23 protein-coding genes are annotated in these 25,516 nt (G+C 60.4%); 9 read left to right on the top strand and 14 right to left on the bottom strand.

What is annotated here, in order from left to right:
• Positions 1-7: 7 nt before the first annotated feature.
• From K1W69_RS22680 to K1W69_RS22720, 9 genes are read right to left on the bottom strand one after another with little or no spacing between them, the layout of a single operon-like run.
• Positions 8-775 (bottom strand): sugar isomerase domain-containing protein, encoded by a 768-nt coding sequence (locus K1W69_RS22680; RefSeq protein ID WP_220230743.1) that lies wholly within the window; start codon positions 773-775, stop codon positions 8-10.
• Positions 776-816: 41 nt separating this feature from the next.
• The gene (locus K1W69_RS22685) at positions 817-1,545 is read right to left on the bottom strand and encodes a phosphorylase family protein (protein WP_220230744.1); all 729 of its coding nucleotides are present in this window, start codon (positions 1,543-1,545) and stop codon (positions 817-819) included.
• The gene (locus K1W69_RS22690) at positions 1,542-2,387 is read right to left on the bottom strand and encodes a carbohydrate kinase family protein (RefSeq protein WP_220230745.1); all 846 of its coding nucleotides are present in this window, start codon (positions 2,385-2,387) and stop codon (positions 1,542-1,544) included. Before K1W69_RS22690 ends, K1W69_RS22685 begins: the two co-directional genes overlap by 4 nt.
• Positions 2,384-2,941 (bottom strand): cysteine hydrolase family protein, encoded by a 558-nt coding sequence (locus K1W69_RS22695; protein WP_220230746.1) that lies wholly within the window; start codon positions 2,939-2,941, stop codon positions 2,384-2,386. Before K1W69_RS22695 ends, K1W69_RS22690 begins: the two co-directional genes overlap by 4 nt.
• Positions 2,938-3,834, bottom strand: a complete 897-nt coding sequence (locus K1W69_RS22700) for an ABC transporter permease (protein ID WP_258571296.1) — start codon at positions 3,832-3,834, stop codon at positions 2,938-2,940. Before K1W69_RS22700 ends, K1W69_RS22695 begins: the two co-directional genes overlap by 4 nt.
• On the bottom strand, positions 3,831-4,904 hold the full coding sequence (locus K1W69_RS22705; RefSeq protein ID WP_220230747.1) for an ABC transporter permease: 1,074 nt from the start codon (positions 4,902-4,904) through the stop codon (positions 3,831-3,833). The genes K1W69_RS22700 and K1W69_RS22705 overlap by 4 nt, the downstream gene beginning before the upstream one ends.
• Positions 4,897-6,492 carry an ABC transporter ATP-binding protein gene (locus tag K1W69_RS22710; protein ID WP_220230748.1) on the bottom strand — a complete coding sequence of 532 codons (1,596 nt, stop codon included), beginning with the start codon at positions 6,490-6,492 and terminating at the stop codon, positions 4,897-4,899. Before K1W69_RS22710 ends, K1W69_RS22705 begins: the two co-directional genes overlap by 8 nt.
• 46 nt (positions 6,493-6,538) lie before the next feature.
• Complete coding sequence (locus K1W69_RS22715; protein WP_220230749.1) at positions 6,539-7,573, bottom strand: BMP family lipoprotein; 1,035 nt, start codon at positions 7,571-7,573, stop codon at positions 6,539-6,541.
• Positions 7,574-7,590: 17 nt separating this feature from the next.
• The gene (locus K1W69_RS22720) at positions 7,591-8,397 is read right to left on the bottom strand and encodes a GntR family transcriptional regulator (protein WP_220230750.1); all 807 of its coding nucleotides are present in this window, start codon (positions 8,395-8,397) and stop codon (positions 7,591-7,593) included.
• 289 nt (positions 8,398-8,686) lie between these two features.
• On the opposite strand from K1W69_RS22720, the gene K1W69_RS22725 reads away from it, so the two are divergent.
• From K1W69_RS22725 to K1W69_RS22745, 5 genes are all read left to right on the top strand, one after another.
• The gene (locus tag K1W69_RS22725; RefSeq protein WP_220230751.1) at positions 8,687-10,066 is read left to right on the top strand and encodes an APC family permease; all 1,380 of its coding nucleotides are present in this window, start codon (positions 8,687-8,689) and stop codon (positions 10,064-10,066) included.
• A 79-nt stretch (positions 10,067-10,145) separates the two neighbouring features.
• Entirely contained in the window at positions 10,146-11,333 is a 1,188-nt protein-coding gene (locus tag K1W69_RS22730; protein WP_220230752.1) for a cyclic nucleotide-gated ion channel, read from the top strand.
• A gap of 86 nt (positions 11,334-11,419) precedes the next feature.
• Positions 11,420-11,809: an MbcA/ParS/Xre antitoxin family protein gene (locus K1W69_RS22735; protein WP_220230753.1), complete on the top strand. Its 390-nt coding sequence runs from the start codon at positions 11,420-11,422 to the stop codon at positions 11,807-11,809.
• Positions 11,806-12,498, top strand: a complete 693-nt coding sequence (locus K1W69_RS22740; RefSeq protein ID WP_220230754.1) for an RES family NAD+ phosphorylase — start codon at positions 11,806-11,808, stop codon at positions 12,496-12,498. Before K1W69_RS22735 ends, K1W69_RS22740 begins: the two co-directional genes overlap by 4 nt.
• A gap of 11 nt (positions 12,499-12,509) precedes the next feature.
• The gene (locus tag K1W69_RS22745; RefSeq protein WP_258571297.1) at positions 12,510-13,580 is read left to right on the top strand and encodes an aminopeptidase; all 1,071 of its coding nucleotides are present in this window, start codon (positions 12,510-12,512) and stop codon (positions 13,578-13,580) included.
• A 72-nt stretch (positions 13,581-13,652) separates the two neighbouring features.
• On the opposite strand, the gene K1W69_RS22750 is transcribed toward K1W69_RS22745, so the two are convergent.
• The 3 genes from K1W69_RS22750 to K1W69_RS22760 all read right to left on the bottom strand — a co-directional run bounded on the left by K1W69_RS22750 (position 13,653) and on the right by K1W69_RS22760 (position 17,222).
• Positions 13,653-15,185 carry an arylsulfatase gene (locus K1W69_RS22750; protein ID WP_220230755.1) on the bottom strand — a complete coding sequence of 511 codons (1,533 nt, stop codon included), beginning with the start codon at positions 15,183-15,185 and terminating at the stop codon, positions 13,653-13,655.
• A 170-nt stretch (positions 15,186-15,355) separates the two neighbouring features.
• Positions 15,356-16,153, bottom strand: a complete 798-nt coding sequence (locus K1W69_RS22755) for a DUF2189 domain-containing protein (protein ID WP_220230756.1) — start codon at positions 16,151-16,153, stop codon at positions 15,356-15,358.
• Between the two features lie 361 nt (positions 16,154-16,514).
• On the bottom strand, positions 16,515-17,222 hold the full coding sequence (locus K1W69_RS22760; protein ID WP_220230757.1) for a DNA helicase: 708 nt from the start codon (positions 17,220-17,222) through the stop codon (positions 16,515-16,517).
• A gap of 292 nt (positions 17,223-17,514) precedes the next feature.
• On the opposite strand from K1W69_RS22760, the gene K1W69_RS22765 reads away from it, so the two are divergent.
• From K1W69_RS22765 to K1W69_RS22780, 4 genes are all read left to right on the top strand, one after another.
• Positions 17,515-18,027: a P-loop nucleotide/nucleoside kinase family protein gene (locus tag K1W69_RS22765; RefSeq protein ID WP_220230758.1), complete on the top strand. Its 513-nt coding sequence runs from the start codon at positions 17,515-17,517 to the stop codon at positions 18,025-18,027.
• Between the two features lie 85 nt (positions 18,028-18,112).
• Complete coding sequence (locus K1W69_RS22770; RefSeq protein ID WP_220230759.1) at positions 18,113-19,546, top strand: amidase; 1,434 nt, start codon at positions 18,113-18,115, stop codon at positions 19,544-19,546.
• A gap of 103 nt (positions 19,547-19,649) precedes the next feature.
• Positions 19,650-20,885, top strand: coding sequence for a thioesterase domain-containing protein (locus K1W69_RS22775; RefSeq protein WP_220230760.1), 1,236 nt, complete (start codon positions 19,650-19,652; stop codon positions 20,883-20,885).
• A 6-nt stretch (positions 20,886-20,891) separates the two neighbouring features.
• Positions 20,892-22,121 (top strand): thioesterase domain-containing protein, encoded by a 1,230-nt coding sequence (locus K1W69_RS22780; protein ID WP_220230761.1) that lies wholly within the window; start codon positions 20,892-20,894, stop codon positions 22,119-22,121.
• Position 22,122: 1 nt separating this feature from the next.
• On the opposite strand, the gene K1W69_RS22785 is transcribed toward K1W69_RS22780, so the two are convergent.
• Both K1W69_RS22785 and K1W69_RS22790 read right to left on the bottom strand, forming a co-directional pair.
• Positions 22,123-23,055, bottom strand: a complete 933-nt coding sequence (locus K1W69_RS22785) for a choline/ethanolamine kinase family protein (RefSeq protein ID WP_220230762.1) — start codon at positions 23,053-23,055, stop codon at positions 22,123-22,125.
• 17 nt (positions 23,056-23,072) lie between these two features.
• Positions 23,073-25,490 carry a GcvT family protein gene (locus tag K1W69_RS22790; RefSeq protein ID WP_220230763.1) on the bottom strand — a complete coding sequence of 806 codons (2,418 nt, stop codon included), beginning with the start codon at positions 25,488-25,490 and terminating at the stop codon, positions 23,073-23,075.
• Positions 25,491-25,516: the final 26 nt, after the last annotated feature.

A 25,516-nucleotide genomic window follows, 5' to 3' on the forward strand; every position in this document is an offset into this window, starting at 1 on the left:
CATCGCCTCAGCGCATCTTCAGGCGGCGCCAGAGTTCCGCATAATTGCGGTCGTTCTGCACGTCGGCGGCCGCCTTTTCGGTGGTGTTGGGGCTGACCATAATGAAAGGCTCGTAGCCCTTGTCCATCATCTTCTGCGCGGTCGCCGCATTGATTGCCTGTCCGATAGCGATGGCAATTGATGTCGATGTGGCGCCCACCCGTCCTTTCAGGCCTTCAATTTCCAAACCGGCGTCGCCCTTGGGAACGCCCGTGTCGATCACCACGTCGGCGAGCTCATAGAGCCGCTTGCCGCAACTGTGTCGCGACGGGGTCGAAGAGGAATGCGGAACGGACGTCACCCCGATGACCTTCATCCCGCGCTCCTTGGCGCCGACCGCGATATCGAGCGTGACCGCATTGAGCCCGGAATGGGAAAAGATCAGCATCGCATCGCCGGCGAGAAGCTGGTGCGACGACAGGATCGCGTCTCCATACCCTTCCCTGCTGTGGATGAAACGATACTGGCGAGCGCCGCCGTCGCCCAGCACCCGGTGAAAAGAAATCATCGTGCTCTCGACGATTGGCCGGAAGCCGGTGACGGTGCCGGTGCGCGGGAACATCTCCATGGCTGCGAACGAGCCGTGGCCGGTGCCGAAGGTGAAGACCAACTTGTCATCCATGATCGTTTCGGCGCAGATTTCGGCGGCTGCCTCGATTGCGTCGCCTTGCGTGTCGGCGACCGTCTGCAGGCGGCCGATCAGCGTTTCGAAATAGCTTCCGGCAATTTCCGTCATGTCAATTTCCTCTTACTTTTCTTGTTGTTGCCGCAGAATGTTCAGGCAATGCCCTTGAGCGCGATATCGAAGAGCATGTCCTCTCCGGCGGCCAGCGGTTCGGCCCCGAGTTTCTGTTGCGTGATGGCGTCCACGGTGCCGAGGCAAAGGCTCGCGCAGGAGACGCCGAGCACCTTCGCCGCCGTCAGCAGGGCGGAGGTTTCCATGTCCGTCGCCATGACGCCGCGGTCCGCCAGCATCTGGCGATTGGCGTCGACGCGATCGCGGCTCGACTCGTCGAGAGCGAACATGTCCCGGTAGAAGGCGTCGAAGGTGGCGTAGAGACCGGTATGGACTGTCTGGCCGAGGCCCTCCGCCGCCAATGCAAGCTGCTTGACAAAGGCAGGATCGGCCGGAACCGGATCATCGGTTTTGTCATAGGCCGGCGACGTGCCGTCGAAGCCGATGGCGTTTTCGCTCACCAGGAAATCGCCGCCTTGCGCCGGCGGGAAATACATGGCCGTGCCGATCCTCAGGAACTTCTCGACGCCGAGATCGGCGAGTTCATGCAGCACGATGGTCGCTATCGGCGCGCCCATGCCGAAGGAGACGACAGTCACGCCGTAGCCGCCATAGTCTCCGACGACAGTCTTCAGGCCTCGGCTGACGGGCAGGAAACGAGGATTGTCGAGCTTCTTTGCAAGGCGGTCGACCCGGTCGGGATCGCCCACCAGAATGGCCTTTTTCGCAACCGCATCCTGGCGGTGCCCCAGATACCAGGCCGTCTTCATTCCAGATGTCCCCCTGACCTTTCAACAAGCAGTGACCGTACGTCCGCGATGCCGCAACGGGCGGCTTCCACCGGATCGTCGACGCCGGAACTCCATGCGCCCAGAAAGCCGCCGGCGAAGGTGTCGCCAGCCCCGGTCGTATCGAGCGCCGACACGGGCTCGACTGCAATTTCTGTTCTCTCGCCGCAGCGTTCGACGACGACGCCTTCCGCGCCTTGTGTCTCGACGATCAGCACATCCTCGCGCGTCTCGGCGATGAGGCCGCGTTCGTGGCGGTTGCAGAATATGATCTCCGCATCGGCCGACAGGCGGCGGCAAATCTCCGGCGTAAAACAGTTGAGATCGTTCTTCAGCACCCAGGACAACCGGCCTTGCGGATTGCGCGCCGCCAGTATGGCGTCCATCAGATGACCCGGTCCAACCGTGACGCAAAGGTTTTCGGCGTCCGCGATCACCCTGGCCTGTACGTCCGTCAGCGTTTCAGCGCCGCCGAAGGCGGGATCATAGAGGCAGATGCAACTGCCGTCGGACTGGTAGATCAGCATGGCCGACGGGGCGCGTTCGCCCGCGATCCTGTCGACGCCGGCGGTGCTGACGCCCTTCTTCTCCAGCGCGGAAACGAAGAGATCGCCCTCGCGATTGGCGCCGGTCCAGCAGACCGGCGAAGCCGTCACCCCGTGGCTTACGGCGGCTGCGGCGACATAGGCGGGACAGCCGCCAAGGCGCGGCCAGTCCTCGGCGGACCGCCACTTGATGTGCGTGGTGGCGTTGCCTTCGGCGCGTCCCGACAGGGCGACCGGATAGTCGAGGCTCGCATAGCCGGTAACGGCAAGCTGCGTCATGCCAGCATCTCCAGCGCTTCGCCCGTGTCGACGACCTTGCCCAGATAGCGGTCGATATCCTCAAGCGACGCCCTGGCGAGATGCTCGCGGTTGGAATTGGTCGCGTCGCCGACGACCACCACTTCGAACCCGTGCGCGAAGGCGTCCTGGGAGGTGGCGCGCACGCAGACATTCGTCTTCACGCCGCAGATGACGACGCGGCCGACGCCCTGTTCGTTCAGGAACAGCGCAAGCTCGGTGGCGAAGAAGGCGCTGAAGCGACGCTTGACGATCTCGATTTCGCCGACGGCGCCCGACGGTCCGAAGCCCTCGAAGAATTCGGCGTTGAAGCCGCCGGTCACGCAATGACGCGGCAAGCGCTTGTCCTCGAAATCCTCGAAGCCTTCCCGGTGCCGGTCGGCCACGTGAACGACGATGCGGCCATTCGCATTCGCCTTTTCGATGAGCGCCCGGACGTTCGGGACCACGGATTGCGCGTCGGGATACGCATTCTCGCCGTCCGGATGCAGGAACGAGTTCTGCATGTCGATCACGATGAGTGCTGTCTTGGTCATGACAATGCCTTTCTGCGGCTTGCGCGCCACCCGGCGATGCATAGCGCCACCAGAACCATGAGGTAGGGAATGGTGCCGATGAGCTTGGGCGGCAGACCGGCCGTCTGCATGCGGATCTGGGTCGCTTCCAGAAAGCCGAAAAGCAGACAGACCATCGCCGTCGCCACCGGCCGGTCGCGTCCGAAATAGAATGCAGCAAGCGCGATGAAACCGCGTCCCGCCGTCAGCCCCTCGTTGAAGAGGCCGATCGAGGCGAGCGACAGATGCGCGCCGCCCAGGCCCGAGTAGAAGCCCGCGAAGCTGGTCGAGAAATCCTGGATCGACTTCTGCGGCAGGCCCATGGAGCGCGCGACCTGCGGTGCGTTGCCCGTCACCCGGACCCAGAGGCCGATCCTCGTGCTTGCCAGCAGGAACGGCAGCACGATGACCGTCGCCCATGCGAAGACTGTGAGCGGTTCCAGTTCGGCAAGCGCCCGTCCGATGATCGGTATGCCGGAAACAGCCTCCGGCAGGAAATGCGGCAGCAATTGCACGTCCGGAAGTCTCAGCGTGCCGCTGGATTTGTAGACCCAGGTCAGGATGAAGCCGAGGAATCCCGTGACGAAAACATTGAGGCCGAGGCCGGCGACGATCATGTTTGCATTGGCGCGGGTGATCACCAGCGAGAACAACAGGCCGACGAGAGCGCCCGCCAGCGCCGCCGCGATGACGGCGACAAGCCAGCTTCCGGTCGCCGATGACACGACGACTGCGACGAAGGCGCCGGTGAGCATCTTGGCGTCAAGCGCGATGTTGACGATGCCGGCCTGCCGGTTGACGAGGCCGCCCATGGCGGCGAGCAGGATCGGCGTCGTCATGACGATCGAGGCTGCGATGATCTGTTCTACGATCATGGCGCGGCCCTACGCGACAGGAAGCGCAGCCGGCCGATTTCGACGACCGCGAAAATCATGACCGTGCCCTGGATGATGTTCACCAGATCGAGCGGGATGTTGGAAAAGAGCTGGATCGTCGTGCCGGCTGAAGCGAGCGCCCCGAACAGGATTGCGCCGAGCACGATGCCGATCGCCGAATTGCGTCCGAGCAGCGCGACCGCCATTCCGGTAAAGCCGTAGCCGGCGGAAAAGCCGTCGCTGAAACGGTGAAGCTGGCCGAGCGCGTGCGAGGCGCCGCCAAAACCGGCGACGACGCCTGACAGCACCATGACGAGGATGATGCTCGCCGGCACCGAAATGCCGACCGCGCGGGAAAAGCGCTGGCTGTAACCGACCATCGCGGCGGAAAAACCGGTCGGCGTGCGGCGCGCCCAGACGGCGTAGGCGATGACCACCAGGATGCCGACAATGAAGCCGGCGTGCAGCGTCGAGGGCGGCATCAGCCGGGTGAGTTCGGCGGCTTCATGAACGGGCGGCGTGACATTGTTGCCGGAGACCTCCGAAAGCAGCGGGCCGTTGACCAGATAGCCGGTGACGCCGAAGGCCACGAAATTCAGCATGAGCGTGGAGACCACCTCGTCGACCTGCAGCTTCGCCAGCAGCACGCCCGGAATGTAGAGCCAGATCGCTCCAACAAGGGCGGCGAACGCGAAAGCGAATAGGATGATGGTGAATCCCATGCCGGCCGGCAGACTGAACCCGATGAAGGCCGCGGCAATGCCGCCGACGACGAACGCGCCTTCCACTCCGACATTGAAGACCCCGGTGCGGAAACAGATGGCGGTGGCAACCGCGGTGAAGAGCAGCGGCGTGGCGGCGGACAGCGTCGCGGCGATGCGCCGTTCCGACCCGAAGGATTCCTTCGCCATGAGCGAGAAGATGTCGATCGGGTTCTCGCCGATCGCCAGCAGGATGACGGCGGCGACGACAAGCGCCACGATGAAGGGAAAGGCGAGCCCGAAACCCTTTTCGAGCCATAGGCTTGGCGACATCGCCGAAGATTGTGATTCAACGGAAACGTCAGCCATCGGCGTGCCCCTGCATGACCATCATCCGGCCGATCTCGGCAATGTCCGTGCCCTCGACCGGCGCCTCGCCCACGATGCGCCCGGCGGCCATCACGACGATCCGGTCGCAAAGATAAAGCAATTCCTCAAGTTCCTCAGAAACCAGTAAAACCGAGCCGCCGTCGTCGCGGAACTGCAGCAACAATTTGTGGATCGCCGCAATGCCGTTGAGATCGACGCCGCGCGTCGGCTGCGAGACCACCATCACTTTCGGCTCGGAAGCGATTTCGCGGGCGAAGACCAGCCGCTGCTGGTTGCCGCCGGAAAGGCTGGAGACCGGATCGCCCAAGTTGCCGTAGCGCACATCGACGCTTGCGAGCCGTTCGGTCGCGACCCGCCGTTTCTGCTTCAGGCTCAGCAACATGCCTTGCCCGATTGGCGGCCGGTCGTGGCTGCCGGCGACGACATTGTCTTCCACAGGCGCCAGCGTCGCGAGCCCCTCGTGCCTGCGGTCGGCGCTGATATAGGCGATGCCCTTGCGACGGCGTTCGCCGTTCGTTGCGTGGGTGACGTCGCCGCCCATCAGCTCCACCCTGCCCTTCGAAGCGGACCGCAGGCCCACCAGGCATTCGACCAACTCGTCCTGGCCATTGCCGGATACGGCTGCCAGCCCGACAATTTCGCCCTTGCCAACCGACAACGACACGCCGTGCAGCGGATGGGATTTTTCAAGCGATGGAGCTTCGAGCCTGGCGACGTTCAGCACGACCTCGCCGTCTCCGGTCCTGCTACGGGAAGCGCGCCCAGTTTCGATCAGCGATGTATCGTTTCCCCCGACGATGTAGCGGGCGATCGTGTCGCTGTCGGTCTCGGCGACATTTGCGGAATAGGAGACCTCGCCGCGGCGGATCACGGTCACGCGGTCGGCCAGCGCCACCACCTCTTTCAGCTTGTGGCTGATGAAGAGGATGGTCGTTCCCGCATCGCGCAGGTTTCGCAACAACACGAACAGGTCTTCCACCTGTTGCGGCGCCAGCACCGCGGTCGGCTCGTCGAGGATCAGAATGCGCGTCCCACGCCGCAGAAGGCGGATGATCTCGACAATCTGCTGGATATGCACGGGCGTTCCGCCGGCCCGGCGACGCCAGTCGACGGCCACGCCCGTTTTTTTCGCCAGTTCCTCGCCGGACTGCAAGGCTTGCGCCCAGTCGATCCGCGACAGCGGCCCGGCGGCGAGCGAAACCGGCTCGTCTCCGAGCACCAGGTTTTCAAGCAGGGTCAGATCGGGCGCCAGCATGAATTCCTGGTGGACCATGCCGATCCCCGTTTCGAGAGCCTGCTGGGGCTGCGAAAAACGGACGTCCTGATCGTCCACGATGATCGCGCCGCTGTCCGGATGCTCCATGCCCTGCAGAATGCGCATCAGAGTCGACTTGCCGGCGCCGTTTTCACCGACGATCGCGTGGATCTCGCCCGGCGCCACGGAAAGGGAGATATCCCTGTTCGCACGCACCGGTCCGTAGGATTTGGAGATGTTCCGGGCGCCAAGCCGAACTGTCGCATCGGCGCGGGCCGTCGCCGCTTCCGCCATGGTTTTGCTCTTCGTCAAACAGGATCGGGGCGGTTTGCGCCCCGATCATTCGCCTTCATCGATTTTACTTGAAGAAGTCCGGATAGCCCTGTGAAGAGACGTCCCAGACATCGATCTTGCCGTCGATGATATCCTGCTTGAAGCCTTCGACCCTCTCCAGATACTCGGCCGGAATGATGTCCTTCGTGTACTCCATGTCGGAGAGCGCGACGCCGTTCTGTGCGAGCCCGAAATCCATCACTTCGCCGCCGGGAAACTCGCCGGCGGCATAGCCCTGGACGATTTCGTCGACGGCCACGTCAACGCGCTTGATCATGCTGGTGAGCACGCTTCCAGGCGCCATGCCGTCCTGATCTGTGTCGACGCCGATTGCGTAGTGGCCGGCGTTCTTGGCGGCTTCGATAACGCCGATGCCGGTGCCGCCGGCGACGTGGTAGACGATGTCGGCGCCTTCGTCGAACATGGCGTTGGCCATCTGCTCGCCCTTGGCGGGATCGCCAAAGGATTCCGCATAGGCGACCTTGACTTCGATATCAGGATTGATGGCCATCGCGCCCTGGATGAAGCCGACCAGGAACTTGTCGATGCCTGGCGCTTTCACGGCGGCGATCACGCCAATGATCGGTTCTGCGTTGATGCCCTTGATGGACGTGTCGGTGGTCACCTGGGCGGCCAGCGCGCCGGCGAGATAGGACCCTTCATGTTCGGCGAACACCACAGAGGCGATGTTGTCGCCCTCGCGGGTCTGGTTCATGATCACCCAGTCGGTGTCCGGATAGTCGACGGCCAGTTTTTCCATCGGTTCGCCGTGGATCCATTCCAGGCTGATCACCAGGCCAAAGCCGGCGTCGGCGGCGCGGCGCATGATCTCTTCGCCTTGCGCGGCGACGTCGTTCGATTCGATCGGGCGGCCTTCGATGCCGGTCGCTTCAAGACCCGCCTCGAACCCCGCAAATGCGGAGTCGTTCCACGATCCGTCGCCCAGACCGCCCTGGGAAATGATAAGCGCAGCCGGCGCGACATCCTGGGCCGTCGCGGGCATGGCCGTGGCTGAAAGCGCCATTGTGGCGCCGATTGCAAGTGCAGACAGTTTCTTCATGTCACATGTTCCCTTCTTCAATTGTCGGAATTGTCGATCCGTGTCTTCAGGCTCACGACCTGCCCGGCCGGGGAGGAGGAACGCGTGTCCCTGCCCCGGACGAGGCGCATGTCGTAAGTGTAGTAGTCGCCGTGATAGACGGCTTCGACGGCCTCGATGAGCTGGCCGTCGCGGTCGAAACTCTTGCGAAAAACGACCATGACTGCAGCAGGACCCGAAAGGCCGAGCAGACGCCGCTCCTCTTCATTGGCAAGCCGCGTGGTGACGCGCTCCTGCGCCTCGTCCGCGGCGAGACCGATGTTCTCGAACGAACGGTAAAGTGAAAAGCCTGGATCCTGCAGCGCCTCGGGGGCATCGCCGTTCAGCGCCGGGATCCGCATCGCGACCGTCGACGGCACCAGCGAGTGATGGACCGCGCACGGCACGTCGTCGACGTGGCGCAACCGGATCAGCGACACGGCCGGCTGGCCGCAATCGAACTCCCGGATCTCTTCGGGCGTCGCGGCCCGCATGTCGACAAGCATCTGTGAGGAACGATGACCAGCCCCGGCCGCCGCTTCGGTAAAGCTCAGGAGACCTCCTGCACGCCTGTGCAGGGAAGGCCTTGCAACAAAACTTCCCGACCCCTGATGGCGATGGACAATGCCCTCACTCACCAATTGCTCCACGGCCTTGACCACCGTTCCCCGGCTGACGCCGAACTCAAGACACAACTCGGCCTCGCTGGGCAAACGGTCCCCCGGGATCAGGTCGCCGTCATGAATGCGGCTCCTGAGAAGCTCGGCCAGAACCTGATAGCGCGGCTTGACGTTCGGTCTCTGCATAGGGGCAGACTAGATATGACCAGTTGACTAGTCAAGTTGAGACTTGTGGAAACTTACTCACGCCTTCGATCGGTGTACTCGGGCCCAGGCAGTGCATTCAAAGCGTCTGGTTATACAGCAAAAATACTTTGCTTTATAACTCGGAACGACTGCTCGCTGAATTTAGCGCTCAGGCGCGCAGGATATCTATTGCCCATGGACACCGGTCACTGTAGCGCCCACCCCGGCTTGTCCGACCCTCCCACCGCAGCTAGGTTGGCTCCGTCATCAGGGCATCGGGTACTCAGGCATGGCGGACCAATCGGCTACCGGCGAGAGCAAGGCGCTGCAGCGCACGCTGCGGCTGCCGGGGGTCGTGCTCTTTGGCCTGTCCTATATCGCCCCGCTTGGTGTGCTCGCCATTTATGGAGAGCTCGACCAGTTATCGCAGGGCACGCCTTCCGGCGCCTATCTGCTCGCAACCGTCGCGATGCTGTTCACGGCGCTCAGCTACGGGCGCATGGTCACACTCTATCCGGTCGCCGGTTCCGCCTACACCTATGTCCGCCGCTCTATCGGCAATCATGTCGGATTTCTGGTCGGCTGGATGGCCATGCTCGACTATGTCCTCCTGCCGATGGTTGCCTGGCTGCTAGGCGCCGTCTTCGCGGCCTCCGTCACGCCGGCAATCCCGGTGTCCGCCTGGATCGTGATACTTATTACGGCGACGACCGCCGTTAATATCGGCGGCATCGTTCTGGCCGAGCGCATGAATTACGTGCTGATGGCGATCCAGCTTGCGGTCCTCGTTATATTCGCGGCCATGGCGACACACCAGGTCTGGACGACGTCAGGCCCGGCCGCGCTCGTCTCGAGTGAGCCCTTTTTCAGAGCGGATGTGCCGCTCGCGATCACAGTCGCGGGCGCCTCCTTCGCCGCCCTGTCCTTCCTCGGTTTCGATGCTATCACAACCCTGTCGGAAGAGACTGTCGGCGCGCGAAAGGTCATGCGACGCGCCATCCTGATCGTGGCTCTCTTCTGCGGCGCCCTTTTCATTTTGGTCTCCTATGTCACACAGCTTGCGCATCCGGGCACTACGTTCAAGGATCCGCAGTCGGCCGTCGACGAAATCGCCCTGTCGGTCGGAGGCGAATTCCTGAAGATCCTGTTCATCGCCGGAATCCTGACGACACAGGCGGCGGGCGCAGTGGCCATGCAGACGACCGTCGCCCGCCTTCTCTACGCCATGGGCCGCGACGGCGTGCTGCCGGGCCCTTTCGGATACATTCATCCGAAACTCAAAACGCCGGTCTTCAATCTGGCGCTGGTGGGAACGATCGGACTTCTCGGCGTGGTCATGACGGTCGAAACCGCCACCACCTTCATCAATTTTGGCGCTTTCGTCGCCTTCACATTCGTCAATCTGTCGGTGATCGCCCATGCCCTGAGAACCGCCAGGCGCCGCAAGGCGGCCGGAACAGCGATGTGGCTGCTGCCGGCCGCCATCGGCGCGGCGGCGACCATCTGGCTGCTGCTCAATCTCGGCGTCTACGCCCATATTCTGGGCGGCGTCTGGTGCGTAGCAGGCATCGCCTATCTGGCGTTCATGACGCGCGGCTTCAGGCGCCCGCCGCCCGATCTCGCTGGCGAAGAAGAAAAAGCGATTCCCGGCGAGGATTCGCTGATCTGACGCCATTCTTCTTCTGGTGGCGGAAGGTCGTCGGCGGATATATGATCCGGAACCTTTCCTTTTCCGGGATTCCACTGTCATGGCTGAAGCCAGTTCATTCGAGCCTTTCCGACGCCGGCTTTTCGACGTGCTCGAGCGGAGCAAACGCGGAGACAGCCTTTCGCGATTTCTGGACATATTTCTGGTTTGTATAATCCTGGCGAACGTTGCCGCTTCCGTTATCGAAACGGTGCCTGTCGTCTACGAGCGCTACAGCTACGTTCTCTCGCTGTTCGACGGAATATGCGTACTGATCTTCGTGCTCGAATATGTTGGCCGGATCTGGTCCGCGCCCGAACACCCGGCATTGAAGGATCTTTCTGCCTGGCGGGCCAGGCTGACCCACGCTGCAAGCCCCATGCTGGTGCTGGATCTGATCGCCATTTCGCCATTCTTCATAGAGTTGATTTTCGGCGCAGACCTCGCGGTGGTGCGAATTCTGCGCATCATCCGCTTCTACCGCCTGGCGCGTTATTCGCCGGTTCTCGCAACGATTATCGGCGTGATAGCGCAGGAATGGCGTTCGCTCGCTGGTAGCGCCGTGCTTTTTCTGGGGCTGCTTCTCTTTTCGGGTGTGGCCATGTTTCTTGCCGAGGGGGCTGTTCAACCCGAAAAGCTGGGCGACGTGCCGCGGGCCATCTGGTGGGCGGTCGTCACCTTGTCCACGGTGGGATACGGTGACGTGGTGCCGATAACCCTTCCGGGAAAAATGGTCGCCGGCCTCACAATGATATTCGGCATAATGTTCTTCGCCCTGCCGGTCGGCATCATCGCCACCAGTTTTCAACAGCAGATAAGGCGCCGGGACTTCGTCGTCAGCTTCGCCATGGTGGCGAGAGTACCTCTCTTTGCCCGCCTTGACGCCGCTGCGGTGGCGCGTCTGATCGGTCTGTTGACGGCGCGAAGGGCTTCCGCGGGCGATGTCATCATCACGGAAGGCGAGAAAGCCGACGCAATGTATTTTATCACCACCGGTCGGGTGGAAGTCATTTTGCCATCCGGCCCGATCTACCTTACGGACGGCGATTTCTTCGGCGAGATGGCGCTGGTCGCTGAAGGACAGCGGCGTAGCGCTACCGTGATAGCGGCCAGGAGCTGCGATCTTCTTGTACTCGGTTCCCGCGACTTCCAGCATCTGGCGCACACCAATGCGGAGATCGGAGAAGCGGTGAGCGAAGTGGCGCGCCAGCGGAAAGGAAACCACGGCGCCGAAGAGATAAACCGATAGGAAAGGAAATTTAGGCGTCAATAAAATCATATGAACTTGATTTCCAGTTCATATGATCCTAAATTGCACTCCAAATGGAGTCTCTCATGGAAAACGCCGTCATCCAGCGGCCGGCGGGCGATGTTCAGGCCGTTGCGCTCAAGGCCTATGGCAGGATAGCTCAGGCGTGGTCGCTGACCGGCCGGGAGGCCGCGGCCCTGGCCGACATGTCGGAATCGACCTGGAAACGCGCGCGCAAGCCGGGATTCGCCGGCGATCTGACACGCGACCAGATGCTGCGCCTGAGCGCGCTGACAGGTCTCTACAAGTCGCTGGAACTTTATTTCAATCCGCCGATCGCAGAACGATGGGTGAAGCTTCCGAACCGCGGCCCGGAGTTCGAAGGCAAAACGCCGCTCTCCGCCATGATCGACGGCGGGTTGCCCAAAATCCTGCGCGTGCGCGCCTATGTCGACGCCTTGCGGGGCGGCGTTTGAAGATCACCGGCGTCAATGATCGCGGATTGATCCGTCTCATCCCCGAAACGCGTCACAAGCCGCCAGTGTTGCGCGGTCTCGTCGATACGGACGAGGAAGCCGCCATTCTGGCCGAACTCGAGGGTGAAACCAGCGCGCGGCTGGTCGCCGAGCGCGACGGCGGCCCTGCCCTCGACCGGCGCGAGCTTGTCTTTGCGCGGCGCGCGCATGACCTCAAGGTCTACGGGCAAACCCATATCAATGCGGCGTTCACCTATACGCGACCGACCGGCAACCGTTTCAACAGCGGCGACCGGGGCGCCTGGTATTGCAGTTACGATGTGCTGACATCCGCCGAAGAAGTGGGTTTCCATCGCACAAGGGAACTTGCAAACATCGGGATTTACGAGGACGAGGCGCGCTATGTCGAACTTCTGGCGGACTTTATCGGCGACTTTCCAGATCTCGACGGCGCCCCGGAGCATCCTGCGCTCGATCCCGATCCGGATATCGGTTATCCGGAGGGCCAGGCGCTCGCGAAGACGCTTCGCCGGCAGGGATATCGCGGGCTGCTCTATCCTTCGGCGCGACGTCCGGGAGGTCGGTGTTTTGTCGCCTTCGATCCGGGCATCGTCCAGAATGTACGTCCCGGCGCAAGCTGGAAGCTGATATGGAAGGGCGCGCCCGATTTTTCCATCGATGGATTTTGAAGCGAAAGCACATGGATTTCCGCCTTCCGAAAATGCTCGCCGTTATTGCAATGCTTCCTGCGCTGCAAGCTTGCAATCCCGCCTATTACGCCAGTTCGGTTGGCGGCCATATCAAGATCGTGTCGTCCAGCCAGCCGGTCGACAGGCTTCTGGAGCGTCGCGACACCAACCCGGATCTGAAGGAGCGGCTCGCGATATCACGGGAGATACGCAACTACGCGTCGGAGCAATTGGCTCTGCCCGACAACAACAGTTATCGGCGATATGTGGACACCGGCAGAGACTATGTGTCTTGGGCTGTCTACTCATCGCCGGAATTTTCCGTCGGGCTCAATACCTGGTGTTTCCCGATCTATGGCTGCGTGCCCTATCGCGGCTATTTTTCCGAACAAGCGGCAGAGAAGTTCGCCGAGACCCTGCGTAAGCAGGACATGGACGTCTATGTCGGCGGCGTGCCGGCCTATTCTTCACTCGGCTGGTTCGACGATCCATTGATGAACACGATGGTCATTCGCGGGGATGTGTATCTCGCGGGCGTGGTGTTTCATGAGCTCGCTCACCAGCGGGTGTACGTCCAGAACGATTCAAACTTCAATGAGGCCTTCGCCGTCACCGTCGAGGAAAACGGCGTCGAGAAATGGCTGCGCGAGCGCGGCGAGGATGCAGTCTTGAAAGACTATGAAGCGGGTCTGCGACGCTACAAGGATTTCCAGATTCTGGTGGCGGAAACACGCCAGGAGCTTGCAAGTATTTACGCATCGGACATCTCAGTCGAGGAAATGCGCACTGCCAAGGCAAGGGAGATCGAGCGTTTGCGGGCGCGGTATCATCAATTGCGGAACGGAAAATGGAAGGGGTATCGCGGCTTCGATCGCTGGTTTGACGAGCCGATCAACAACGCCAAGCTTGCGACAATCTCTGTCTATGGCGATCTCGTGTCGGACTTCAAGCGGTTGTTCGATCTTTGCGGCGGCAATTATGAGCGGTTCTACGGCGCAGTCGAGTATCTGGCGCAGGTCGAGAAAAGCGAGCGGGAAGAGGCGTTGCAGACAGCATCGTCCTGCATGGCGGGTGGAAGCTAAACAATTGCTTCGCAGCAAATTGCATCTCCCCCGCCCGGACGAAATGTCCGAAGCGGGGAAGACCCGGAAGGCCTACTGGTTGCCCGGCGAACCGGCGGCCAATTCTTCCATCACGTTGTCGAGCGAGAAGCTGCCCGGCTTCTGGCGAGGCGGGAACTCCTTGAAGCTCTGCAGCCAGTTGGCGACATAAGCGGAAGCCGGCGCAATCGCGAACATGCGCTCGATCCACCAGCGCTGATAGCCCATCGCGTCTTCTTCCTCTGCGCGTTCGAACGGATCCATGCGCAGATTGGTCAGCGACGGGGCGCGAAGTTTTTCGAACGGCGTCGTCCAGACCTTCATGCCCTCTGCGTTCTGGCGCAGGAAGGTGACCTTCCAGTCGTCATAGCGCAGCGCCGCGACGTCGCCGTCGTCAGTCCAGTAGATGAAGTCATGACGCGGCCAATCGCCTTCGCCCTTGAAGGCGGGCAGCAGATTGTAGCCGTCCAGGTGCACGTGGTATTCACGGCCGATCGCCTGAACGCCGCCTTCCAGCAGTTGCTCCTTGATGTCAGGATTGCCCGCCGCGGCAAGCAGCGTCGGCAACATGTCCTCATGGGCGGCAAGATCGTTGATCACGGTTCCCGGTTCAATCACGCCCGGCCAGCGGATCATCGTCGGAACGCGGAAGCCGCCTTCCCACTGGGTGTTTTTTTCGCCCTTGAACATGGTCGTTCCGCCATCGGGCCACGTGAAGGTCTCCGCGCCGTTGTCGGTGGAATACATCACGATGGTGTTGTCGGTAATTCCAAGTTCATCCAGCTTGTCCAGCAGCTGGCCGACATCGGCGTCATGTTGCGCCATGCCGTCGGCATAGATGCCATACCCTGTCTTGCCGTCCCATTCAGGCGGCAAATGGGTAAAGATATGCATGCGCGTGGAGTTCCACCAAACGAAGAACGGTTTGCCCTGCGCGTGCGCCCGGTCGATGAAATCGAGGGCGGCTGCGGTGGTTTCCTGATCCACAGTTTCCATACGCTTGCGCGTCAGCGGACCTGTGTCCTCGATATCTCCGTCAGCGGAAGAGTGGATTACGCCGCGCGGCCCGAAGTTTTCGCGGAATTCCGGGGATTTCGGGTAATCGGGATTTTCCGGCTCCTCTTCCGCGTTGAGATGGTAGAGGTTTCCGAAAAACTCGTCGAAGCCGTGATTGGTCGGCAGCATTTCATCGCGATCGCCAAGGTGGTTCTTGCCGAACTGTCCCGTGGCGTATCCCAGCGGCTTCAGCAGACCGGCGATCGTCGGATCCTCGATTTTCATGCCTTCCGGCGCCCCCGGCAGGCCAACCTTGGTCAGACCGGTCCGGATCGGCGACTGGCCGGTAACGAACGCCGCGCGCCCGGCCGTGCAGCTTTGTTGGCCGTACCAGTCAGTGAAGAGAGCGCCTTCCTGTGCGACCCGATCGATATTCGGCGTGCGGAATCCCATCATTCCATGGTTGTAGGCGCTGGTGTTGAATTGGCCGATGTCATCACCCCAGATGATGAGGATATTTGGCTTGTCCTCTTGAGCATTTGCGAGTGTGACGCCCAAGAGCAAAGCGCCGATCGTATACAGCAGTCGCATCTTTTCCTCCCGAATTGAGAAATAAAGGTTGGGGAATGCACTTACCCTATCTTTATTGCAGCAATGTTAGAAGACCTGTCGGTAAAAACTGCAATTTCTTGTTTTTCTGTGGAGCATGCTCGTCTGCTCGTCATAAAACCACTTGCGGTTTTCTGGACAGAAGCCGCCTTTCATTCTGCCTCGTGAACGAGCCTTTCATAGAGATGCCAGGTCGCGTGCCCGAGGATCGGAAAGATGAAGATCACACCCAGAAGCAGCGGCGCGACGGCCAGCAGGGTCAGCGCGCCGATGATCGCGCCCCAGCCCAGCATGACCAGGGGACTATTGTGGACGGTCTTCAAGCTCGTGATCATGGCGGTCACGAAGTCCACGTCCTTGTCGAGCAACAGCGGCATGCCGATGACTGTTATCGAATAGAGAACCGTCGCCAGAAAAGCGCCGACAAGCGTTCCGACAATCAGAAATCCGGCGCCCTCGCTTGTCGTCAGCACGACGGACACAAGCCCATCCATGGACGAGACGGACTGCCATTGCAGGAAGATCGCGAACAGAAGGCGCACCTGGTAGGCCCAGATCCAGAAGACGAACAGAACGACGAACGCCATCCAGCCGAACTCGCGGCGTTGCTGTTTGAAAATGACCAGAAATATGTCCGAAGCCGTAAAGCGTTCCGAACGCCCCAGCCGGCGCGACATTTCGTAGAGCCCCGCCGCCAAAAATGGTGCGACAAGCGGAAAGCCGACGCTGACAAGCACCACGAACCAGATTTGCTGGAACACGAGAAAGCCCGAGAGCAGAACGGCGCCAAGCAGAGCGTAGAACAGGCCGAAAAAGAGGCTCAGACCGGGGCGAGCCAGAAAGTCCTGCGCTCCGGCGCGCAAAGCCAGTTTCACGTCTTCGAAAGTCGCGGTTTTGACCGCCAGTTTTATCGGTTGAGCCGAATAATGTTCCTGTTGACCAGCTTCCATGGTTCCGGGGCCTCCCCACCCCGCGCTTGGCTGCCGCCTCGCGAGGCCACAGACTAAATCAAGGCGCGCGTAAATGGAACGGCGCGATCAATGCAAACCCTTAAACAAAACAGGAACAAACTAATGTGTGGCGCGGCAAAATATGCTATAAGGAGAAAAGACCACCCGCCGTCTCGGGAGTCGCCGCCGCAAAACATGATTGTTCGTCGCGGCCTGAAAAACCGGTTTCCCGAAACAAAGCCAGACTGCAAATCAGGATTTCCCGAAACAAAGCCAAACCGTAAATCAGCGTTTCCCGAAACAAAGCCAAATTTGCGCCAAGCCTCTAAAATCCATATATATTATTGTTTTTATTGTGTTTTTACTTCCTATCAGAAAAACGCATCTCACCGTCATGCAGAAAACAGGTCTTCGAAAAAATTCCAGGCTCGATCCTGTTCGGCGCATTGATGTCTCCGATCTCCGGCAGAGGTCGGGTTGCGGGATCGTAGGACCGGTGAACCTGCGAAAGGAAAACAAGGATAACGCCCCGTGTTCTCGCAAAATATTGCAAATCTTCCATCTGGACTGAAAGCTCCGGCTTGCTGCGTTGCTGGTCGAGGATTTGCAGATAATCGACAACCGCCAGCGTTCCGGGCGGCGCAAGCTTCAATGTGTCCATGATCAGTGCGGCGCTGATATCGTCTGTGGTGACAATGGTCAGATTGCGGAAGGACGCATCGGGCGCCAGCGACGCCAAATGGGCGTCCGCTTCCTGGCGTGTAAAGACAAGTGAAAAGAAAGCCGCCTTGCGATTTTGCGCCATAGCTTCGATCAGGATTTCGAGACCCAGCTGGGTTTTGCCCTGTCCCGGACGGGCGCCGAGAAGCAGAAGGTCGCCGTCGCCAAGCCGTGCGAGAATTGACCTGGCCGGAGAATACTGTGCTGCTGCTGCGGAAAGCAGGCTCCAGGTCGCGAACCCTTCCCGGCGGGCGATCGTGTCGAGCGCCTTGTTAAGAGTGATTTTCTTTTCGCGAGAAAGCAGTTTGGCCTGACGTTTCAAGCGGTAAACGGGAGCAGAAAATTTCATTCGAAGAACCTCCGTTGCGAGCTGCAGCGCAACCCCTCCTCATGCGGGCCCAAACAGATGGTTCGACAATGAAACTGCCCCGTATGTCGAATACTTCCCCGGTCGGATGGAGGGAGGCGCGGGCCAAGCCTGATTCGCAGCGTAACCGCGTCGGCAAGCCCGGACAAGACCTCGAGACGACGCGGCTGAAGTCTGGCGCAGACGGCGTCCTCCGGGGAAAGAGCGCCGTGTCGACAAGGATGATCGATTCATTGTCGCTATTTTGGAAATCAGAAAAGGCTTACAGGAACCAATGTTGAAACTCATTTCATTCTCTGGCCTGCCGGGCGTCGGAAAATCGACGATCGCCAAAGCTTTGGCGCGTGACATTTCGGCCGTCTATATACGGGTGGATTCCATTGAAGCGGCGCTCAAAGTAAGTGCGCTTGGTGTTCCCGATGCGGAAGACGCCGGATATCTCGCGGCGGCCAACATCGCGAAGGACAATCTTGCGCTTGGTCAAAACGTGGTCGCCGATACGGTAAATCCGGTTTCAGAAACACGGGCGCTCTGGGCGCAGGTCGCTGCTGACTGCAGCGCCATGCTGGTGAACGTCGAGATTGTTTGTTCAGACGAGAACGAACATCGCCGCCGCGTTGAAACACGAAAAAGCGAGATCCGGGGACTGGTGTATCCAAACTGGAGCGAGATTGAGCAGCGGCTCTATCAGAAATGGGCGCAAGACAGACTGATACTCGACAGCGGCTCTCGACGGGTCAACGAAAGCGTTTCCAGGATCATTGACTATATGAACGCAATGGACTGAATATATGGCTCTTTCGCGGCGATAAGTGTTTACGGGGCAAGAGCGGCAACCCATATTTGCACTGCGAATCGCGAAGAGGGGCCGGATGTCTGAAATTTCGCCGTTGGAGCTCGATCTCACACAGTTGCGCGAGGCGATAGCGCAAGGCCGGTATACAGCCCGCGAAGTCGTAGAAACTTCCCTGTCCAGAATAGAAACGGTCGACGGGGATTTGCATGCGTTCTGCACGCTGGACGAATCCGCAATCGCCCAGGCGGAGGACGTTGATCGCCGACTTTCGAACGGTCAGGCCGTCGGGCGACTTGCGGGTGTTCCGGTCGCCGTCAAGGATTTGATCTGCACTGGCGGTTTGCGCACGACATTCGGGTCTCGTCTCTATGAAGACTTCATCCCGGAGCAGGACGACATCGTGGTTGAACGCCTCAGGGCGGCGGACGCGATTATTCTGGGAAAGACGAACGCAGCCGAATTCGGCTACGGGGCGACCGGCGGAAATCATGTATTTCCGACAACCCGCAATCCATGGAACACGGCTCTCACATCCGGCGGCTCCAGCGCCGGCTCGGGAGCAGCGGTCGCAGCGCGAATGGTCCCGCTGGCGCTGGGAAGCGACGGCGGAGGCTCGGTCCGCATCCCCGCCTCCCTGTGCGGCGTCTACGGAATGAAACCCTCCTGGGGGCGCGTGCCCCTTTATCCCGGTTGTCGCGACGAGAGATTTCCGGGTCAATCAAGTTGGGAAACGCTCGAACACATCGGGCCCTTGACGCGAAACGCGGCTGATGCGGCGCTTGCCTTGTCGGTGTTGTGCAGTCCGTCCTCCTATGATCGGCATTCGATCCCCTCGCAGGATGTCCAATGGGAACTCAGTGACATTGAAGCCATGCGAGGGGTTCGGATCGCGGTCACAAGAGACCTGGGCTACGCGCTTGTCGATCCGGAAGTCGGCGCGGCGTTCGACAACGCCGTCAACCGGTTGCAATCGGTGGTGGATTGCGTCGAAGGCAAATGCCCGGCGGTCGGCAGCACCGAACGTCTTCTCGACACGCTCGTCGCGCTTGAAACGGATCGCGTCGGGCTGAAGGCAATGGCCGCCAATCAGGGCGTTCAACTGGACGGCTGGCTCCGCGACATCCTCGAGCGCGAATGGAACGCGGACCAGTTTACCGCCGCGCTCATGGAGCGAAAGCGCGTGGCCAACGCCATGGCCCGGTTCATGGGTGAATTCGATTTTCTGTTAACGCCCGCAACGGCGACAGCCGCGTTTCCGATCGGCTCTTCCGGGCCTTCCGAGATCGCGGGACGGCCTGTACCCCCGTCCGCCTGGACGACATTTTCTCCGCTTGCCAATTTGACGGGGCTTCCCGCCGCATCGGTTCCCGTCGGATATACAAGCGACGGCCTCCCGGTTGGCTTGCAGATCATGGGCCGCCACCTCGACGATCAAGGCGTGCTTTCATTGTCCGCTCTCGTAGAACACCTGTTCCCGCGTGATCGTTGGCCCGGTCCCGAACTGGAATAAGTCGACACTGCTCACGCATGTCATGTTGAAACGATGGTCATTTGTGCTAATACCGCCTCTTCCAGACAATTGACGGCACCGGGTTTACGACGACGGAAGTTCAATGGACGCACAGTCACTCCACACATCGAGGGATCTGCTTGACCTTCCGACCGCCTACGAAGCGCCGACGAATGAAACGGAAAAGAAGATCGCTTCGATCTGGCGCTCGGTCTTCGAGATCGACGACATTGGAATCGACGATGACTTCTTCGATCTAGGCGGCGACTCCGTCAAGGCGACGCGCATTACGGAAGAGATCAACCTCTCCCTTGGCGGACACTTCAAGGCCGGCCAAATCGTCGAAAATCCGACTATCCGCGAAGTCGCGGCTGCAATCGATCGCGAGAGCGCTGGGGACAACCCCAACACATTGGCCTCGCATATGTTGACCGTGCGCACAGGCGGCGATCATCCGCCCCTGTTTATCGTGCACGGGCTGGCCGGCTTCTTTTTTCCGAATGCCGAATATATGAGCGCTTTCCGCGATGACCAGCCGATCTACGCCTTTCAGGTCCCGGGTTTCGACGGACAGATGGAGCCCCTCGGCTCAGTGGAGGAGATCGCGGAAGAATACGTCAAGGCGGTGCTGGCGGTCGATCCGGACGGCCCCTGGCATCTTGCAGGCATGTGTTCGGGATGCTGGATTACCTTTGAAATGGCGCGCCGGCTCAAGGAGCATGGCAAGGAGCCGGGCCGCATTATCCTGATCGATCCCTATATCGAGCGCGGCAGAATGCGCGAACAGTTCGAGACAAATCGCAGGGTCGGAGCGTCAGGCCCCGTCGCGTTCGCCGCCTCGGCGCTGTCGAGATCGCGGCTCTCCTATACGCGTCTGAAAAGCAAGATCAGCAATTATCGCGCGACCGGTTTGTGGATCAGCAGCACGGACCCGAAGGCGTTCGACATTCCCGAAGTGCGACAAAAAATTCTCGAGGACGGGCGGAAAAACCGGAAACAGCCGACCAGGGATGAGGACGTCACCGGCAAGGAGCGTTTCCAGAACGAGGCGCTGATCAACAAGCACCGCTCGGACACCGGCGTCTACGCATCCGAAGTCCTGCGATACGCCTTCTATCGCTACAGCACGGATCATTCGATCGAAAACCATGTCGACATCATCGCCAGCGAGCATCTGAAGAAGAAGCTGAAGAACCCGCATCACCCTGTCTGCGTAGCGATGCCCAATCACGATATCATCGTGGCCGGTCGCAGGCATAACGACACGGTGTCGACGACAACCGCGCTCAACAGTTCCATCATGCAGGACCTGATAGCCAAGCCTATCCGGAAGGCTTGAACGTCAATGGAAGCGCAGACCAGGGATACGGAGCTTATCGCCCGAGACGACCTCGGACTGGAAAACGTCTACACCGCGCCGGAAACCATCGTCGAAGAAAAACTGACCGCCTTTTGGCGCGAGATCTTCGGAATCGACGGCATCGGCATCGATGACGACTTCTTCGATCTCGGCGGCGATTCCGTCAAGGCGACCAGGCTGACGGAGACAATCAAACAGGAGCTCGGCAAAAGCTTCATGGCCGGGCAAATCGTCAAGAACCCGACCATTCGTGAAATCGCCGCGGCGCTCGAAGCCGCCGGAAGGACGCAACTGCCTTCGCACGTCTTCGCATTGCAGACAGGCGGGACGAAAGCGCCCCTATTTCTCGTGCACGGCGCCGCCGGGTTTTTCTTCCCCCATGTCGACTACATGCGGGCCTTTCATGACGACCAGCCGGTCTACGCCTTCCAGGTGCCGGGTTATGACGGCCAGATGCAGCCGTTCGACACAGTCGCGGAAATCGCCGACTGCTATCTCGAGGCCATCCTGCAGGTCAGCCCGGACGGCCCGTGGCATCTTGCCGGCATGTGCTCCGGGTCCTGGATCGTTTTCGAAATCGCCCGCCGTCTGGAGGAAAGCGGCAAGAGGCCGGAGAGGATCATTCTCATCGATCCCTTTATTGAAGACGGCCGAATGCGCGATGAGTATGAGCGGGCAAGACGCGATCACTCGGGTAGCCTTACAGCGCAAATCGCCTACGCCAATACGCGTTTCAAGTCGTTCACGCGGAGCATACGGCAGAAGTTTACCTGCTGGCGCGCAACGGGTCACTGGATCGATCCGATCGACGAGAAGGCGCTCGCCATTCCGGCGATCAGGGAATGGTTGCTGAAAGAGCGACACGACTTCGTCTCGGCGGACGACATTGACGCGACAAAGTCGCATGAGGCTTTCGAAGGCGAGACGCTGATCAACGCCTACCGCTCAGACGAAGCGACTCTCGCGTCGGAGAAACTCAGACGCGCTTTCTACGCCTACAGTTCGGATAACAGCATCGCCAGTCACGTCGACATCATCGCCAGCGAATTTCTCGACAGGCGACTGAAAAATCCGATCAACCCGTTGCGGCGGATGATGCCTGACCAGACCGTTCTCGTACAGGGCGCGACCCATATGGACACGGTGTCGACGACCACATCGGACAACAGTGAAATCATTCAGCGTCTGCTGGACGAGCCAATCCCGGGCCGGTAAGTCAGCCGTTTCTGACGGCTTCCAGATGGCCGGCGAATGACGGCGCGTTCATCAGCGCCTTGCACCGTTCGAAACGACCGACAGAATAGGCCCAGAAGTCTTCCGCCGGATTGTCGTCGGCATACTGGATCAGGCCCCAGAGCGTCCAGAGCAGGTCGCACATCGCCTTGTAGACGACGACCCGGCCCCGCTGCGCGGCGGTCGGTTCCTGTCCGAAATAGGCGCGCAGCATTACGTCGTCCTGAGATTCGTCGAACCCGGCTTCCACGGACACGTCCCCGACGTCCCAAAGCGGATCGTTCATGCCCGAATATTCCCAGTCGACGATCCACATGACAGTCCCGTCGTCGAGGAAATTCTCGCAGAGCGGATCGCAGTGACAGGGAGCGAGCGCCGCTGGCGCCGCCTCAAGCGCCTGCTTCACAGGTTCGGCGGCGGCGACGATGTCGTGGTATCCGTCCGGCAGCGTGGCGTCCTTGTCAGCCAGAACCTTCAGATAATCCTCGATCATGGCGAACAGCTCGAAGCGAAATTCGAACGTCTCCCCCGAATTGTGCAGCTTGGCCAGCGCCTTGCCAGCGCGGGCCGGCGACCCTGATCTGGTCTTGAACAGATCCGGCGACATGGTCTCGATGTCGTCGATCGCCCGGCTGATCATGACGCCGGATTTTGGATCGCCCCAAAGCACTTCCGCCGACACGCCGGCGCGCCAGGCGGCTTTCGCATTATGGAGTTCGACCTTGCGGTCGATATAGGCCTCGGTTCCATCGCCGGGTATCCGAACGATGACGGACTGCCCGCCGGTTGCAACAAGGTAGACCTTGTTGGTCATGCCCCCCAGTCGTTCGATCGAGCAGTCCTGCTCCTCGACTGCCTCGAAACCTGGCGCATTTCGCAGAGCCGCCATCACGGCGCCGGTGTCTTCATTCGTCATCATTCGTTCCCGTGTCGTTATGCTTTCAAACGCTGATTTTCTGGATCATAGAGCGGTCCCTGGGCGCGCGTAACCGGGTAACGTTCGCCGAACACCTCCAGTTCAAAACCGGTTTCAGCCTCCAGCCTGACCGGCAAATACGCATAGAGGATCGTCTTTTCGACCGTAAAGCCATACCCGGCGCTGCAGGCGAGAGAAACCGTTTCGCCATCAAGAAGCAGGGTTTCGCCGCCGGTCAATGGCAGTTTTTCGCTGGTCACGAATGTATTCAACCGTCGCTCGACGCCCTCTGATTTCTGCTTTTCAAGCGCCGTTCTGCCAATGAAATCCCCTTTCGACTTCAGGTGCACACGGAAGCCGAGACCGGCTTCGATCGGCGTATAGTCCGGCGTTATGTCCGCGCTCCAGTAGAGGTAGCCCTTTTCCAGCCGCAGCGATTCAATCGCCCGATATCCGACATCGGCGACGCCGTGGGCAAGACCGGCCCGCCACAGCGTGTCGTAGACGTGCAGCCCGAACTCCGTTGGAACATGCAGTTCCCATCCCAGTTCGCCGACATAGCCGATGCGGATCGCGCGCACCGGCGCTGCGCCAATGGTGATGTCGCGCGCCGTTGCAAACGGAAACGCATCGTTCGACACATCGTCTTCACAGACAGCTTCCAGAACATCGCGCGCCTTCGGTCCGCAGATGTTGATGACGGCGCGCGCCGATGTGACTTCAATCAACTGCGCTCCACCTTCTATCGGCAGGCGCCTCCGGATCCAGTCGGAATCGTGAACGCCGAATCCGGATCCTGTGACGATGTAATAGTGATCCTGACCGAGCCGGGTGATCGTGAGATCCGCCTCTATACCGCCCGCCTCGTTGCAGAGCTGCGTGTAGATGACAGAACCGACAGGCTTGTCGACATTTGAAACGGCGATCGTCTGAAGCGCATCACAGGCGCCTGGCCCCGTCAGTTCGAACTTGGAAAAACTGGACTGGTCAATAAGCGCGACACGTTCGCGAACCGCCTGGTGTTCACCGGCTGAGAAGGCTTTCCAGCCCGGATCGACGAAAGCAAGCTGATCGACCGGCTCCACGCCTTCCGGCGCGAACCAGAGCGGACGCTCCCAACCATTCTTTGACCCATAGACGGCGCCTTTTTCCTTGAGGCGATGATAGAGCGGGCTCAAACGCAATTGCCGCGCCGTCTCGTGTTCCTGCCCCGGATAGCGCATCTTGTAATGATGCGCGTAGTGTTCCACCGCGCGCGGATACATGAAACTTCGCGCGCCGTGGTGTGGTCCGAACCGACGGATGTCGAGCGGCCAGAGATCGAGGCTGGGCCTGCCTTCGAGTATCCATTCTGCGATCATTTCGCCAGCGCCGCCGCCGGCGGCTATACCGTAAAGAAAGCCGGTCGCGGACATGAGGTTATCGAAGCCGGGCGCCCAACCCATCACGAAATCGCCGTCCGCCGAATAGGGAATCGGACCGTTGATGACGGTGCGTATTCCGACTTCGTTGACGATCGGCGTCACCTCGCCGGCCTTAACGGCCAACGGCTCGAAACGCTCCAGATTTTCAGGCAGAAGCTGGCGTGCGAATTCACCGGGAATGCCGCGATCACCGAACGGAATGGTGTCATCCTCATATCCGCCGATAACCAGTCGCCCGCCCGCGTCCGGTTTGTAGTAGACGAGGCGTTCAGGATCACGCAGCGTCGGCAGATTGTCGGGAAAGCCTGGGATCGGCTCCGTGACGATATACTGATGCTCCACCGCGCAAGCCGGAACCTTGAGGCCGAGTTTGCGGCCGAGCTCGCGGCTCCACATACCCGCCGCCAAAGTGACGGTCTGCGCCTCGAAGACGGCCTCTCCCGCCAGTACCCGATGCACCCGTCCGTCCTTGATTTCGAAATCGGTGACCTTCGTGTTCTGGCGGATATCGACGCCGAGCTTGCGGGCCGCCGCTGCGATCGCCTGACACAGGCTCGCCGGATCGACATGCCCGTCGGAGGGTATGAATGCGGCCCCTTCGAGGCCGGCCGTGTCGATATAGGGAAACAGTTCCTTTGCTTCGGCCGGCGAAATGATGTGCATTTCGAGATCGAAGCTGCGCGCCATGGTGGCGAGCCGTTTTGCTTCAAGCAACCGCTCCTTCGTCGCCGCAAGACGAAGACTTCCCACCTTCTTCCAGTCGAAGGCCATGCCCGTTTCAGCTTCGAGCCGGTCGTAGAGCGCCGCCGACCGCTTGAGCATGCGTGTCGTGTTGCGGGACGAGCGGAGTTGACCGACCAAACCGGCCGCATGCCAGGTCGCGCCTTCGGTCAACGCCGATTTTTCTAGAAGAACGATGTCCTTTTCGCCGGCAAGAGCGAGATGGTAAGCGATCGAGCAGCCGATAATGCCGCCGCCGATGATCAGATGATTGACCGAATTTGCACTCACGCGCCGTACTCCGCTGGTTTGCCTGG

The organism is Flavimaribacter sediminis, from assembly GCF_019492055.1.
GTDB classification, from domain to species: domain Bacteria; phylum Pseudomonadota; class Alphaproteobacteria; order Rhizobiales; family Rhizobiaceae; genus Flavimaribacter; species Flavimaribacter sediminis.

Excerpts from the sequence above, each read along its gene's own strand:
- K1W69_RS22680 (WP_220230743.1), bottom strand. The coding sequence starts at position 775 with ATGACGGAAATTGCCGGAAGCTATTTCGAAACGCTGATCGGCCGCCTG.
- K1W69_RS22785 (WP_220230762.1), bottom strand. The coding sequence starts at position 23,055 with ATGACGAATGAAGACACCGGCGCCGTGATGGCGGCTCTGCGAAATGCG.
- K1W69_RS22720 (WP_220230750.1), bottom strand. The coding sequence starts at position 8,397 with ATGCAGAGACCGAACGTCAAGCCGCGCTATCAGGTTCTGGCCGAGCTT.
- K1W69_RS22780 (WP_220230761.1), top strand. The coding sequence starts at position 20,892 with ATGGAAGCGCAGACCAGGGATACGGAGCTTATCGCCCGAGACGACCTC.
- K1W69_RS22715 (WP_220230749.1), bottom strand. The coding sequence starts at position 7,573 with ATGAAGAAACTGTCTGCACTTGCAATCGGCGCCACAATGGCGCTTTCA.
- K1W69_RS22760 (WP_220230757.1), bottom strand. The coding sequence starts at position 17,222 with ATGAAATTTTCTGCTCCCGTTTACCGCTTGAAACGTCAGGCCAAACTG.
- K1W69_RS22725 (WP_220230751.1), top strand. The coding sequence starts at position 8,687 with ATGGCGGACCAATCGGCTACCGGCGAGAGCAAGGCGCTGCAGCGCACG.
- K1W69_RS22685 (WP_220230744.1), bottom strand. The coding sequence starts at position 1,545 with ATGAAGACGGCCTGGTATCTGGGGCACCGCCAGGATGCGGTTGCGAAA.
- K1W69_RS22705 (WP_220230747.1), bottom strand. The coding sequence starts at position 4,904 with ATGGCTGACGTTTCCGTTGAATCACAATCTTCGGCGATGTCGCCAAGC.
- K1W69_RS22765 (WP_220230758.1), top strand. The coding sequence starts at position 17,515 with ATGTTGAAACTCATTTCATTCTCTGGCCTGCCGGGCGTCGGAAAATCG.
- K1W69_RS22695 (WP_220230746.1), bottom strand. The coding sequence starts at position 2,941 with ATGACCAAGACAGCACTCATCGTGATCGACATGCAGAACTCGTTCCTG.
- K1W69_RS22750 (WP_220230755.1), bottom strand. The coding sequence starts at position 15,185 with ATGCGACTGCTGTATACGATCGGCGCTTTGCTCTTGGGCGTCACACTC.
- K1W69_RS22745 (WP_258571297.1), top strand. The coding sequence starts at position 12,510 with ATGGATTTCCGCCTTCCGAAAATGCTCGCCGTTATTGCAATGCTTCCT.
- K1W69_RS22690 (WP_220230745.1), bottom strand. The coding sequence starts at position 2,387 with ATGACGCAGCTTGCCGTTACCGGCTATGCGAGCCTCGACTATCCGGTC.
- K1W69_RS22700 (WP_258571296.1), bottom strand. The coding sequence starts at position 3,834 with ATGATCGTAGAACAGATCATCGCAGCCTCGATCGTCATGACGACGCCG.
- K1W69_RS22775 (WP_220230760.1), top strand. The coding sequence starts at position 19,650 with ATGGACGCACAGTCACTCCACACATCGAGGGATCTGCTTGACCTTCCG.
- K1W69_RS22735 (WP_220230753.1), top strand. The coding sequence starts at position 11,420 with ATGGAAAACGCCGTCATCCAGCGGCCGGCGGGCGATGTTCAGGCCGTT.
- K1W69_RS22730 (WP_220230752.1), top strand. The coding sequence starts at position 10,146 with ATGGCTGAAGCCAGTTCATTCGAGCCTTTCCGACGCCGGCTTTTCGAC.
- K1W69_RS22755 (WP_220230756.1), bottom strand. The coding sequence starts at position 16,153 with ATGGAAGCTGGTCAACAGGAACATTATTCGGCTCAACCGATAAAACTG.
- K1W69_RS22770 (WP_220230759.1), top strand. The coding sequence starts at position 18,113 with ATGTCTGAAATTTCGCCGTTGGAGCTCGATCTCACACAGTTGCGCGAG.